General features: G+C 40.4%; 10 protein-coding genes and 2 pseudogenes. All 12 read left to right on the top strand.

Annotated features, from left to right (window positions below; translation table 11 throughout):
* Positions 1–171 precede the first annotated feature (171 nt).
* On the top strand, positions 172–738 hold the full coding sequence (locus P6N53_RS09455; protein ID WP_304542597.1) for a hypothetical protein: 567 nt from the start codon (positions 172–174) through the stop codon (positions 736–738).
* A complete protein-coding gene (locus P6N53_RS09450) occupies positions 722–2,203 on the top strand; it encodes an AAA family ATPase (RefSeq protein ID WP_304542596.1) in 1,482 nt (493 codons plus the stop codon). The genes P6N53_RS09455 and P6N53_RS09450 overlap by 17 nt, the downstream gene beginning before the upstream one ends.
* 158 nt (positions 2,204–2,361) lie before the next feature.
* Entirely contained in the window at positions 2,362–3,606 is a 1,245-nt protein-coding gene (locus tag P6N53_RS09445) for a competence/damage-inducible protein A (RefSeq protein ID WP_304542595.1), read from the top strand.
* Positions 3,607–3,630: 24 nt separating this feature from the next.
* Positions 3,631–5,229 (top strand): DEAD/DEAH box helicase, encoded by a 1,599-nt coding sequence (locus P6N53_RS09440; protein ID WP_304542594.1) that lies wholly within the window; start codon positions 3,631–3,633, stop codon positions 5,227–5,229.
* Between the two features lie 144 nt (positions 5,230–5,373).
* Positions 5,374–6,018 (top strand): annotated as a pseudogene (gene recA, locus P6N53_RS09435) (recombinase RecA); the annotation flags it as partial.
* Positions 6,019–6,667: 649 nt separating this feature from the next.
* A complete protein-coding gene (locus P6N53_RS09430) occupies positions 6,668–8,602 on the top strand; it encodes a reverse transcriptase/maturase family protein (protein WP_304542593.1) in 1,935 nt (644 codons plus the stop codon).
* A gap of 148 nt (positions 8,603–8,750) precedes the next feature.
* Positions 8,751–9,146, top strand: a pseudogene (locus P6N53_RS09425) (RecA family protein); the annotation flags it as partial.
* 351 nt (positions 9,147–9,497) lie between these two features.
* Complete coding sequence (gene rny / locus P6N53_RS09420; protein WP_304542592.1) at positions 9,498–11,039, top strand: ribonuclease Y; 1,542 nt, start codon at positions 9,498–9,500, stop codon at positions 11,037–11,039.
* Positions 11,040–11,208: 169 nt separating this feature from the next.
* Complete coding sequence (locus tag P6N53_RS09415) at positions 11,209–11,727, top strand: hypothetical protein (protein ID WP_304542591.1); 519 nt, start codon at positions 11,209–11,211, stop codon at positions 11,725–11,727.
* Positions 11,728–11,744: 17 nt separating this feature from the next.
* Positions 11,745–12,524 carry a TIGR00282 family metallophosphoesterase gene (locus P6N53_RS09410; RefSeq protein ID WP_304542590.1) on the top strand — a complete coding sequence of 260 codons (780 nt, stop codon included), beginning with the start codon at positions 11,745–11,747 and terminating at the stop codon, positions 12,522–12,524.
* Positions 12,525–12,635: 111 nt separating this feature from the next.
* Positions 12,636–12,896 (top strand): stage V sporulation protein S, encoded by a 261-nt coding sequence (locus P6N53_RS09405; RefSeq protein ID WP_008413380.1) that lies wholly within the window; start codon positions 12,636–12,638, stop codon positions 12,894–12,896.
* A 94-nt stretch (positions 12,897–12,990) separates the two neighbouring features.
* Positions 12,991–13,932 carry a dipeptidase gene (locus P6N53_RS09400; RefSeq protein WP_304542589.1) on the top strand — a complete coding sequence of 314 codons (942 nt, stop codon included), beginning with the start codon at positions 12,991–12,993 and terminating at the stop codon, positions 13,930–13,932.
* Positions 13,933–14,005: the final 73 nt, after the last annotated feature.

Raw genomic sequence — 14,005 nt, 5'->3', positions numbered from 1 at the left:
GGGAGCATGCTTCCCGGTTTTTTTGTTGGCAATACTTTCTTGGAGAATCGTATATACTATCATGTTATACTGGTATAGCAATAAGGCACGCCAAAATATTATTTACTCACTGGGTGCCTTTCAGTGTGTTTATATAGCAGTAGGTATGTGAAACGGAAAGGATGATGGCTTATGCAATGGCACGGCCTTAAACTATCAATTGTCTGCCTGGCTTTTGTTGGCGGATTGGCTTTAGCCTTTGGGGGCCAAATAGTTTACAAAGAATTTATCTTCCAACAACCATTAAATAAGGTTTTAGGAGGCAACCAAATCGTTGAGGACTATACAGTAGTAAACAACAGCAGCCAATCGGTTGTAAAAGTAAAACTATCGAAAGAAGCACCAGACCTAATGACTTCCTACCAGGAAATAGCCCAACTAACCAATGAGGTTATGGGTAAAACTCCCTATGTATTAGAAATAGAAAGTGAGCCTAATAGTGCACTGGAGAATGCATTTTTTGATAGCCACTATGTAATATACCAGGCTCAAATAGCCGGCAATTTTCCAGAGGTAGCCAGTAAGGTTGAAGAAGCATCAGTAAAATATGGTGTGGATGGAAAGGTATTTATTGACCAAAATAATATATATATTGAAATGAAAAATGATGGTTATTCTCTTAATAAAGTGATACCCAGACAAAATTTAGATAAGCCGGTTGCAGGACAAGGAGGTGGCCAAGTTGCTAAAGGAAATTAGCCTTGGATTAGGAGCAGCCCTTTTAGTCTTTGCTTTAATAGCCGGTTATGATGTAACGCCATTTATATTCTTGCTGTTGGTTGGGGGAGTGTTTCTTTATATGGCCAATGCTAGGGGAATGCTTAAGGGCTTTGGCAATACCTCCCGGCCTGAAAAGAAGCAAGAGATCTCCTTTGATGATATTGGTGGACAAGGTTCGGCCATTAAAGAGCTAAAAGAGGCTTTAGACTTTATTAGAAATCACAGAGAAATACAGAGTCTGGGAATTAGACCACTTAAGGGTATTCTTATGACCGGTCCTCCGGGAACAGGCAAAACTTTAATGGCTAGGGCAGCAGCCAGTTATACTGACTCGGTGTTCGTTTCAGCCAGTGGTTCTGATTTTGTTGAGATGTATGCAGGAGTGGGTGCCCAAAGGGTGCGTAAACTTTTCCAAACAGCCAGGGACACTGCTAAGAAAAAAAGTAAAAAGACTGCCATTATCTTTGTGGATGAGATAGAAGTGTTAGCAGCAAAAAGGGGTCAAAACTCCAGCCATATGGAATATGATCAAACACTTAACGCTCTGCTGGTGGAGATGGACGGTCTAAAGGTTGATGACTCTGTTAGACTCTTGATCATGGCTGCCACAAACAGAGTGGACATGATGGACCCAGCGCTATTAAGACCTGGTAGATTTGATCGTCAGATCAAGGTGGAATTACCGGATAAGACGGGGCGCTTAGAAATTTTAAAACTCCATTCCCGTAATAAGCCCTTAGCCAGTGATGTTGACTTGAAATTAGTAGCCAGGGAAACCTTTGGCTTTTCCGGAGCACACTTGGAAAGCCTAGCCAACGAGGCGGCCATTTTGGCTATGCGTGAGAGTCTTAAAGAGATTCATTATCGACATTTTCATGAAGCCGTAGATAAGGTTATCATGGGTGAAAGACTTGACCGGAGGCCTAATCCGGAGGAGCTAAAGAGGGTAGCCATTCATGAAATTGGACATGCATTGATAAGCGAGATGGTAAGACCCGGTTCAGTATCAACATTGACAGTAACATCCCGGGGAGGGGCCTTAGGATATATGCGTCAAAATCCAGAGGATGACACCTATTTATATACTAAAGACTATCTTGAAAATCAAATTGCCATTATGCTAGCTGGCTCATCTGCTGAGGAAGTAGTGTTGGGCAATCGCAGCACAGGTGCATCAAATGATTATGAAAAAGCTTTGCAAACTGCAGAGACAATAATCAGAACAGGTATGTCTGAAATGGGAGTTGTAAATTTTGAACACCTGCCTATGGAAACAAAACATCGAGTAGTTGCTGATATTATAAAAAATCAAGAACAAAGAGTTTTGAGTTATCTTTTTCAAAAAAAGGAATTTTTAAGCACGGTAATGGGAATCCTTTTAGAAAAAGAAAAAATAAACGGTGAAGAATTCAGAAGCATTATGAATGGATTAGCAGTTGCATAAAGAAAGAATTAAAGTAAACACTGAAAGAAACCAAATAAGGTTCTTTCAGTGTTTTGTATTTTTATGTATATAAGGTTTAAAATAAGTAATAGATGTGTTAAAGTCAAACAGGAAAATAAAAAGTACCGGCGAATTATTAACAGATTAAGTTAGAAAAGGTGATCTCTGTGCAATCAGAAATAATTTTTACTGGAACCGAGCTGTTGGTAGGAGAAGTCCTAAACTCCCATGCCCAATATCTTGGCCGTAGGCTAACGGAAATGGGCATTGAGGTAATACAACATACCACAGTTGGCGACTACTGGGGAAGAATGGGATTAGTTTTACTTCAGGCCTTGGAAAGGGCTGATTTAATATTTATTACCGGAGGGCTTGGGCCAACCATAGATGACTTAACAAAGGAAACTGTGGCAGAAGTATTAGAACTGGACATGAAATTGGACCAGTTATCCCTAGAGGCCATTAAGGGTCATTTTGCCAAAAGAGGCATAGAAATGCCCTCTAATAATACAAAGCAAGCTTATTTCCCGGAAGGTGCCAGAATCTTACCTAATAGTAGGGGGACAGCGCCAGGCGCTATTGTTGAGGTAGAAAAGAAGGCAATTATTATATTGCCAGGTCCTCCCTGGGAATTAGAGACCATGTTCGAGGCCTCCGTAGTACCATATTTAAACAACCTCCCACACAGGGGTGTATTATGTACGTCCAAAACCTTTAAGCTTACAGGAATTGGTGAAAGCACAGTCCAAGAGTTAATTTATGATTTATGTGGTATGGGTAACCCGGAGATTGCTTTCTTAGTTCAACCGGGTGTTGTGGAAGTACGGATTACAGCCCAGGGGGAGACCTTAGAAGAGGCTTCAAATTTGGTAAATCTCCTTTCAGAGCAGGTAAGACGCAGACTTTTTCAGTATATATTTGCTGAGGATCAAGAGAAGATTGAACAGGTTGTCGGACAACTGTTAATTGATGCCGGTCTAACTTTAGGGGTTGCTGAAACTTGTACTGGGGGGCTAATTGAAGCTAGATTATCAGATATACCTGGGGCCTCACGCTATTTAATGGGTGGCATAGTTGCTTATAATAATCATGTTAAGGAAAAAATATTAGGAGTACCCCAGGAGATATTGACACAGTTTGGCGCTGTAAGTAGACAGACTGCCATTGCCATGGCAGAGGGTGTTCGTAGAGAACTTGGTAGTAATATTGGTCTTGCGGTTACCGGTATTGCCGGGCCATCCTCATCAGAGGGTAAACCTATAGGACTTGTATATATTGGGTTGTCTTCACCAACAGGAACCTGTTTCCGAGAGTACATATTCCCTGGTGAAAGAACAGCCATAAGAAATGGCACAGTAAATGCAGCCCTTAAGATGGCAAAGCACTTTTTGCAAGGAAAATAATTATAGCTGGAAAGAAGGAAATTAATGAGTCACGAAAATGTTCCTAAGTTTTTTGGTGAGCTTGAACTGGACCCTAAGATTGTAGATGGATTAATTGAAATGGGGTTTGAAGAACCCACTCCAATTCAACAGCTTGCGGTACCACTGGTGCTAGCTGGCTATGATATTATTGGACAGGCCCAAACCGGCACAGGAAAGACAGCAGCATTTGGTATTCCTCTAAGTCAAAAAATTGATTTTAAAAGAAGAGGAGTGCAGGCTATTATTATTACTCCCACTAGGGAACTAGCCATTCAGGTGGGGGAAGAGATATCTAAAATCGGTAGGTATCGGCGAATCAGGGCACTGCCCATTTACGGAGGTCAATCCATTGATCGCCAGATTAGGTCCTTGAGGCAGGGTGTTCAGGTGGTTGTAGGTACCCCTGGACGTTTATTGGATCACCTGCGCCGCCAGACATTAAAGCTTGATCAGGTGAATTTAGTAATTTTGGACGAAGCTGATGAAATGCTTGATATGGGTTTTGTTGATGATATTGAAGATATTCTAAAACATACACCCAATGAGAGACAGACCCTTTTGTTTTCGGCCACAATGCCGGAGGAAATTTCCCGGTTGGCCCACAGGTATATGACTGAGCCGAGATATGTAACTGTAAGTAAGGCTAATTTAACTGTCCCTCAAATCGAACAGGTCTTTTATGAGGCACCCGAAAAGCATAAACTAGAAGCACTTTGTAGATTGCTGGACATAACAGAAATAACCCAGGGAATTGTATTTTGCCGAACTAAGCGGGGCGTAGACGAACTGGTGGCAGGTCTGCAGGCCAGGGGCTATACAGCTGTATCATTACATGGTGATCTTAGCCAGCAACAGAGAAACACAGTTATGAGACAGTTTAGATCAGGTGAAGTGGAATTGCTGGTGGCTACCGATGTGGCAGCAAGGGGACTTGATATTGAAGGTGTGTCCCATGTTATCAATTATGATATTCCCCAAGATCCGGAGTTTTATGTACATCGCATTGGAAGAACCGGACGGGCAGGCAGATCCGGTGTAGCCATAACCATCATAACTCCAAGGGAATATCGTCAATTAAGATTGATAGAAAATATTATTAAGACGAAAATCCGCAGGGAAAGGCTGCCAAGTATCGCTGATGTTGCGGAAAGGCAAAGGGAGGGTATTAAAGACCGGCTTTTACAAATCATTGAGGAAGGAAAGCTAGGTTATTATCGTTCCATTGTAGATTCATTGGTTGATGAGTACGATCCTATAGATATAGCAGCTGCCGCTCTAAAACTTTCACTGGATTTAGAACCGGCCAGCGAGGATGTTGATTTAGATACATTTAACTTTGGCAATACAGGTGCCAGACCCGGCATGGTAAGATTATTTGTTACCCTTGGGCGCAAGGATCGTACCTCCCCTGCAGAGATTATCAAGCTTGTTTCCGAAGAGTCAGGAATACCCGGTGCCAAAATTGGCAGCATTAATATCTACGAAAACTTTAGCTTTGTAGAAGTCCCCGAGGATTGGGCAAATTGTGTAATCGGATGTTTGCACAGACAAACTATAAGGGGCCGGAGATTATTTGTCGAACCAGCCCGCGCAAGAAAATAAGACTTAATGTAAAGTTCAAATTTGGGCATGGATGCTTAAATTTGAACTTTTGTTTTTAGGAGTTTTTAATTGACCAGTTATTTAAAGATACCTTATAATGGAAGAGACCGAACATATGTTTATATTATATAAAGGAGTGATTCTATGTCAGATAAATCAAAAGCTCTGGAACTCGCCTTGTCACAAATAGAAAAACAGTTTGGTAAGGGATCTATCATGAAATTGGGAGAGTCTACCAAACTTAACATCGAATCCATTTCAACAGGCGCCATGTCGCTGGATATTGCCCTGGGAGTTGGAGGAGTACCTAGGGGACGGGTAGTAGAAGTCTATGGTCCTGAATCTTCCGGTAAAACCACAGTAGCCCTGCATGTAATAGCTGAAGCCCAAAAACAAGGCGGTATGGCTGCCTTTATTGATGCAGAGCATGCCCTGGACCCTGTTTATGCCAGGCGTTTAGGGGTAGACACTGAAAACCTGCTTGTTTCTCAACCGGACACAGGTGAGCAGGCTTTGGAAATTTGTGAAGCTCTGGTGCGTAGTGGCGCAGTTGATGTGGTGGTGGTTGACTCGGTTGCCGCCCTGGTACCTAGGGCTGAGATTGAAGGGGAAATGGGTGATACCCATGTGGGGCTGCAGGCAAGATTAATGTCCCAGGCTTTGAGGAAGCTTACCGGTATAGTAAGTAAGTCTAAGACCATTGTAATTTTCATTAACCAGATCAGGGAGAAGGTGGGCGTAATCTATGGCTCGCCTGAAGTTACCACTGGCGGCAGGGCGCTAAAGTTTGTGTGCCAGGAAGTTGCAGCATAACCATATCTGTAACGAGTCCTATATATCATTGCTACTGGAAAGTAGATAACTCAGTCCTATGAGTTACCGTCAGCAACCTTACCCCTAACCGAAAGGAATGGGCGACCACCACATGGTTGAAAAGTCATAACCTACCCTAAGTCATCTAGGGTACAGATGAATGGCAAGACGGAAATCTTTCGCATGGTCAAAGCTACACTGCTTGAATCCCAGACAAAGTGCCAAGTAAGGGCTGGGGCTACCTAAGATGTCTAGTATTGGTAGCTGAGGAAGATGCCTAATGTTTAAAATTTGCATTAAGGCTTAAAGGACACTTCCTTCACAACCTCTATCAGAGGTAAATGTCGAAAAGGAACCTAAACGAAAGAGATAAATTATGATATAAGGATAACCTGGGATTACCTAAGTAGGGCGTCTATGGAAACAAAAAGATACTAGGTCTTAAAACATATGTTCGATTTGGTTAAACTACCCATAGATAACATATAACCTGAAATGGTTGATATGAAAATGCCTTATATGGTAACGGAGTCCCCGTAGTAGTCTGAGGTAGTTAATAACTACTACATGGCAAAGGGGGACAGGTTGTGAATCTAAAACAAAAGAAAGGTTATGGTGTGAGACCATGAGAAACCCGGATGATGTTTTAGAGATACTAAATAACAATTCACAAAAAGATGGGTACGTATTCGAAGGATTGTACAGGAACCTATATAATAGAGATTTCTATCTTAAAGCATATGAAAAAATTTATGCCAAAGAAGGAAATATGATACCAGGTTCTGACGGTCAAACAATAGATGGTTTTAGTCTACAAAAGATCGAAGATGTAATCAGAGTTCTAAAGGATGAATCCTATCAACCTAAACCTGCTAAAAGACAATACATTCCTAAGAAAAATAGTGATAAGAAAAGGCCTTTGGGAATATCCTCCTTTTACGACAAACTCATACAAGAAGTCGTAAGGTTAATCCTAGAAGCCATTTATGAAAAAAACTTCTCAGAAAACTCTCATGGATTTAGACCTAAGAGAAGTTGTCACTCGGCTCTACTTCAAGTCAAAGGAGCATATACAGGAACAAGATGGTGGGTTGAAGGTGACATCAAAGGATTTTTTGACAACATTAAACACACAGTCCTAATAAACCTTCTCAGAAAGCGTATCAAGGATGAAAAGTTCATAAGACTTATTTGGAAGTTCCTTAAAGCTGGATATATGGAAGATTTCAAGTTCTATCCAACCTACTCAGGCACTCCACAAGGTGGAATAATTAGCCCAATCTTAGCCAATATATATCTCAATGAATTAGACAGATATGTAGAAGATTACATCCTCGGGTTTAACAAGGGTAAAAAGAGGAAGAACAATAGAACATATAAGATTATAGCGGATAAGATATTCAAAAGACGACGATTCCTTGAAACCCTTCCACCAGATAAAACGGAAGTTGCTATGGAAAAAATAGAACAAAACCTATTCCTCAGAAAACCCACGAAAGAGGAAAGGAGAAAAATTATCCGAGAAATAAAGGAGCTTACAAAAGAACTTCAAAAACACAGAACTTATGAGCAAAATGACTCTGAATACAAGCGGATGAATTATGTCAGATACGCCGATGACTTCTTAATTGGTATCATTGGAACCAAAGAAGATGCTATTAAGGTTAAAGAGGAGTTAACGATCTTCCTCAAAGAAAGACTATCCCTAGAATTAAGCCAAGAAAAAACATTGATAACCCATAACTCAGAAAAAGTAAGATTCCTTGGATATGATATATTCGTGAATCAAGGAGGAGACCTCCTTAGAAGGCGGAAAATAAGCGGTAGAAAAGTATTAGCTAGAACCGCAGTGGAAAGTATCAAGCTATCGCTTCCTCATGAAATTCTAGTAAATTTCATGACTAAAAATGGATACACAAAAGCCAATAGCAAGAACTGGAAGCCCGCACACAGACCTAAATTTCTCAACAATGACGAATTAGAAATAATCAAGGCATACAATTCTGAGTTCAGAGGATTCTATCAATATTACAAATTTGCCTTTGATGTCAAGACAAAGCTAACAAATGCACACTTTATCTTTAAACAAAGTTTCTGCAAAACACTAGCAGGAAAATATAGGACAAAAGTGTCAAAACTTATGTCAAAAAAGACGGAACAAGGCGAACAAGCATACTACAGGGATGGACAATGGGGAATAACATGGACTAACAAAAAAGGCCATTCTAATTTCGTACCATTACTTCATTACGATGAAATAATATTCTGCAAAAAAATATTTGACGACCAACCAACTGACCAAAGCATAGACTTCATGCCAAATACCAACTATGGAGGCAGAAATGGGCTAATCAAAAGACTTCTCGCCGATGAATGTGAATGGTGTGGAGATAAAACAGGTCCTTTCGAGGTACACCACGTTAGGAAACTAAAAAACCTCAAAGGAAAGAAAAAATGGGAAGAAACAATGGTCGCCAGGAATAGAAAAACACTAGTTCTGTGTGGATACGGTTCAGAAAATAACTGTCACAGAAAACTTCACAACGGAGAACTAGACTAAAATGCAGAATCATCCAATGAATTGAAATTGAAAGTATCTTAGTAACAACTGGAGAGCCGTATGATTGGAAACTTTCAAGTACGGTTCGGTGGCGAGTGTTTGAAAACCTACTACAGCAATGTAGAAAGGCGTTGGGCACTTAGCCAACTACGCCTCCATTAGATTAGAAGTTCGTAAGCAAGAGAATATTAAGCAGGGAGCGGACATGGTGGGTAGCCGCACCAAGGTAAAGGTAGTAAAGAATAAAGTTGCCCCACCATTTAAAACTGCTGAGTTTGACATCATGTATGGTACAGGGATATCTAGAGAAGGAAGTGTCCTGGATGTGGCAGCGGATTTAAAGATAATTAACAAGAGCGGAGCCTGGTACTCCTATGGGGATGAAAGACTTGGTCAAGGACGAGAGAATGTCAAGGATTTATTAAAGGAGCGTCCGGAACTTTGCCGGGAGATAGAAAGAAAAGTCCGTGAAAGCCTATCCCTGGGTAATGTAGATTTGCCCACTGATTTTGGAGCAATTGAACCTGATGACGAAGCTAATTAAGGGATAGATAATTATACTCCCAACCATAGGTCCTGCCCGGAGTTGCCAGCGGTGCAGCACCTTGACAGTTAGTACAAAAAGATGTACAATTACGTTTGGGAGAAAATAGAATTTGATATCTGGCAACAGGTTTTTTATATATAACAAATCCAATATCCTTTAGGCATAACCCCTTGTTTAGGGATCTTTGGCTTTTTATGTTTATAGCTATACCTTTAAATGGTATAGTAGCTTACCTGTGATATGGACAACCAGATATCTGTTCGTTTTCTACCGAGTTTTACTCGGTATTTTTTATTGGGAAAATTAAACGTGTGTAAACAAAGCTTATATTACAGGAGGTGAGAAAAAATGGACCTTACTCAAGTAGTTTTAGTAATAATAATTACTCTCATAGTCGGCTTGGCTGTGGGTTATGTAATTAGAAAGAATATTGCCGAAGGTAAAATTGCATCTGCTGAAATCCAGGCAAAAAGACTTCTGGATGAAGCTGAGAAGGATGCTGAGGGCAAAAAACGTGAAGCTATAGTAGTAGCTAAAGAAGAAGTTCTAAAGCTGCGCAATGAAATGGAGCGGGATATCCGAGAGCGCAGGAATGAATTGCAGCGATTAGAGCGTAGGTTACTTCAAAAAGAGGAAACTCTAGACAGAAAAATGGATTCCATGGAAAAGAAAGAGGAAACTCTTAGCAAAAAGGAATCTGAAATTGAAAATGCTAAAGGTGAATTAACCAATGTTTTAAATCGCCAATTAACCGAACTGGAACGAATTTCCGGCCTTTCGTCCGAAGAGGCACGTCAAGTATTGCTAAATGATATCGAAAAGGATCTGCAGCATGATGTGGCGGTCATGATCAAGGAACATGAAAACAGGGCGAAAGAAGAATCAGAAAAACGAGCCAGGGATATTATATCCTCGGCTATCCAGAGGTGTGCTGCTGATCATGTTGCAGAGGCGACTGTTGCCGTTATTCCATTGCCTAACGATGAAATGAAGGGCCGTATCATAGGACGGGAAGGGCGTAATATTAGGGCCTTTGAAACCCTTACCGGAATTGATTTAATAATTGATGATACCCCTGAGGCCGTTATATTATCAGGATTTGATCCAATCCGTCGTGAAGTAGCTAGATTAGCATTAGAAAGATTAATATCTGATGGGCGTATTCACCCGGCTAGAATTGAAGAAATGGTCGAAAAGGCGCAAAAAGATGTTGAGGTACAAATCAGAGAGGCCGGAGAACAAGCAACCTTTGAGACAGGAGTGCATGGACTCCATCCTGAGTTGGTTAAATTATTGGGACGGCTTAAATTCCGGACCAGTTATGGACAGAATGTACTTAAACATTCCATAGAGGTATGTCATCTAGCAGGATTAATGGCGGCTGAGTTAGGTATTGATGTCAAATTGGCAAAACGTGCAGGATTACTCCATGATATTGGAAAAGCTGTAGACCATGAAGTGGAAGGACCTCACGTAGCTATTGGTGTAAATCTCTGTCAAAAGTATAAAGAGAGTGCAGAGGTTATTCATGCCATTGCTGCTCACCATGGTGATGAAGAACCAAGGACCATTGAAGCAGTATTGGTTCAAGCAGCAGATGCCATTTCAGCAGCTAGGCCAGGAGCTAGAAGGGAAACCCTCGAGTCCTATATTAAACGTCTTCAAAAGCTTGAAGAGATTGCAGGCACATTTGAAGGTGTAGAGAAGTCCTTTGCTATACAAGCCGGTAGAGAAATTAGGATTATGGTTAAACCGGATAAGATTGATGACCTGGCAGCAATTAGGTTGGTCAGGGATGTGGCAAAGAAAATTGAGAATGAACTCGACTATCCGGGTCAAATAAAAGTAATAATTATTAGAGAAACCAGATATGTTGAGTATGCAAAATAATACTTAAATTTAGACCCAAGTTTCTTGGGTCTAAATTATTTTCTTAAAAGGGAAATCTGCCAGAAATGGAAGAAAGTTTTTATCAAGGATTGTGTGTTTTTAGCAGGAATGTCAAGTAAATAAAAGAATTAATAATTATTTGACTGCATAATGGGTGGTGACTAAGGTTTTGGATTTTCGATACAAAGGTAAAGAAGATGTGACCAGCAGTGTAAGCCTACTGATTTCAATTTTAATAAGACATCCCGAGGTGGCCAAGATTAATTTTGACCCGGATAGGCAGGTATTAAGGTTTACATTTATCTATGCTGGGACTCTAGGCATTACAGAGCTGGACGGATTAAAGAACAAAATATTAACAAGCATTGAAATTTATAATTCCCTTGAGGGAAAAAAGCCTGAGGTTGTATACCTGGAGTATAAACAATCTGAAGGTTTCACCATGATTGAGATTCAGAGGGATGTGGATACACTAGTACAGGAAGAGATAGCCCTTATGGTTGAGCTGTTTCGACAGTACATAAACAATAAGCTTGTTACAGAAGAAACCGATCATCTAATAGACGAGGATTTAGTTGTACAAGAGGAATTAATTGAGCATATGCTTGAAAGCGTAAAAGCTAAGTCCGAGAATAAAAGACTTTATGCCTTTAGAGAAGAAGGTCGCGTTTTGGTTTTTAACAAGTAGGGAGGATTCATAGGACTTTGCGCTTTTTAATGATTGGAGATATTGTTGGCAACCCTGGCAGGAGGGCCATAATTGACAACTTAAATTACCTAAGGTCAGAACTAAGGGTTAATTTTGTAATTGCCAATGGGGAAAATGCTGCCGGTGGTCACGGAATAACTAAAGATATAGCAAAGCAACTTTTTACAGCTGGCATTGATGTATTTACAATGGGAAATCATGTATGGAATAAAAAAGAAATTATTGATTATATTGATAAAGAGAAACGTTTACTAAGGCCAGCCAATTACCCCCCGGGTACGCCGGGTCTTGGATATAACATATATAACAGTCCTTGTGGGAATAAAATTGCTGTTATAAATATATCCGGTCGGGTATTTATGCAAGAATTGGATTGTCCCTTTCGTACCATAAGTCAAATTCTTGAAGAGATAAACGGTAAAGCTAAAATAATTGTGGTTGACTTTCATGCTGAGGCAACTTCGGAAAAAATGGCCATGGGATGGTTTTTAGATGGTAAGGTATCAGCAATATGCGGAACCCACACACACGTCCAAACGGCGGATGAACGAATTCTGCCTAACGGTAGTGCCTACATAACAGATATAGGTATGACTGGGCCAAGGGATTCGGTAATTGGCGTTAACACTGAGGTAGTTATTGAAAAATTTATAACACAAATGCCAAGAAGGTTTGAGGTAGCCGATACAGCCTATCAATTAAACGCAGTACTAATAGAAGTTGATCCCGATACGGGTGAGGCCACTACCATAGAACGGGTATTTAATTTGGAATAAGCTGCAAAATTTTTAAATTTCTTTAAAAGGCAGGAATTTTTAGGATTTAGCAGAATAAAATCAATACAGGGATTAGAGCAATCATCCAAACTAACTAAGGAGGGTTACAGCATGGAAGTGTTAAAAGTCTCAGCAAAATCCAATCCAAATTCTGTTGCCGGAGCACTGGCTGGAGTTCTAAGGGAACGCGGTTGTGCCGAAATGCAAGCAATTGGTGCGGGTGCATTAAACCAGGCTGTTAAGGCTATTGCGATTGCCAGAGGTTTTGTAGCACCCAGTGGAGTAGATCTGATTTGCATCCCTGCATTTACTGACGTTATAATTGATGGTGATGAACGAACCGCCATTAAACTAATAGTGGAGCCCCGGTAAACTAATATAACTAATTCGGTACAGCCTGTTTGCCAAAAATGCAGACAGGTTTCTTACTTGCTTGGGCTTCCTGTGTGATTCAAGGAGGTTTAAAATGCCTGTTATTGATGCACACTGTGATACCATAACTGTACTGCAAAGCCAAAATAGAAGTCTTGGTAAAATATCTACCCAGGGACACTTGGACATCCCCCGGTTAAAAAAAGGACGGGTTGATGTCCAATTTTTTGCTATTTTTATAGGTCCAGAATATTACAGCAGTCCATTGTTATATGCAAAGGAAATGATCAACTTATATAATAGTGAAGTAATAAAAAATTACTCTGATATTGAGTCTGTAAATAATTATGATGAAATAATAGCTTGCACAGAAAAAGGTAAAATTGCTGCGGTTCTTACTATAGAAGGTGGGGAGGCCTTAAACGGTAATATTGAGCAACTGGAAGAATATTACCGCCTGGGGGTGAGGGGTTTAACTATAACCTGGAACGGAAGAAATGACCTGGGAGATGGCGTTGGTATGGGGCAAATGGCCACGGGATTGACTCCCTTCGGCAGGGAAGTAGTTTATAAAATGTCAGCCCTGGGAATGATGATAGACATTTCACATTTGTCAGAACCTAGCTTTTGGGATGTTGTTAAGGAGAGCAAAACCCCAATAGCTGCCTCACATTCAAATTGTCAAGCTATTTGCAACCATTTGAGAAACCTGACAGATAATCAAATAAAGGCTGTGGCAGACAAGGGTGGTGTCATAGGTGTAACCTATGTTCCGCAGTTCATAGATATACGAGAGCCAAATATTAATAGATTAATAGACCACATTGATCATTTATATAAAATTGGTGGTCTGAATTGTATAGGGCTTGGCTCAGATTTTGATGGTATTGACATAATACCCGAAGGGTTAGATGATGCAGGAGTTGCAGTACCAAACATAGAACAAAGTTTGAGTAAAAGAGGCTATAAGTCCGGTGAAATAGAGCATATATTGGGTCTTAATTGGCTACGTTTATTTAAAGAAGTTTGCGGATAAAGAAATATTTAGAAGGAATTTCGTACAACTAGCTAGAAAAATGAATATGTTCTTAAAGGGGCATACTGTAACT

Origin of the sequence: Desulforamulus aquiferis (assembly GCF_030577015.1) — a bacterium.
In the GTDB taxonomy this organism is placed as follows: Bacteria; Bacillota; Desulfotomaculia; order Desulfotomaculales; family Desulfotomaculaceae; genus Desulfotomaculum; species Desulfotomaculum aquiferis.
The sequence above is the reverse complement of the archived record's forward strand: the minus strand, read 5'-3'. Positions and strand labels throughout refer to the sequence as shown.

Bases quoted from the DNA above. Each gene is read 5' to 3' on its own strand.
- P6N53_RS09455 (WP_304542597.1), top strand. From the start codon at position 172: ATGCAATGGCACGGCCTTAAACTATCAATTGTCTGCCTGGCTTTTGTT.
- P6N53_RS09440 (WP_304542594.1), top strand. From the start codon at position 3,631: ATGAGTCACGAAAATGTTCCTAAGTTTTTTGGTGAGCTTGAACTGGAC.
- P6N53_RS09430 (WP_304542593.1), top strand. From the start codon at position 6,668: ATGAGAAACCCGGATGATGTTTTAGAGATACTAAATAACAATTCACAA.
- rny (WP_304542592.1), top strand. From the start codon at position 9,498: ATGGACCTTACTCAAGTAGTTTTAGTAATAATAATTACTCTCATAGTC.
- P6N53_RS09405 (WP_008413380.1), top strand. From the start codon at position 12,636: ATGGAAGTGTTAAAAGTCTCAGCAAAATCCAATCCAAATTCTGTTGCC.
- P6N53_RS09400 (WP_304542589.1), top strand. From the start codon at position 12,991: ATGCCTGTTATTGATGCACACTGTGATACCATAACTGTACTGCAAAGC.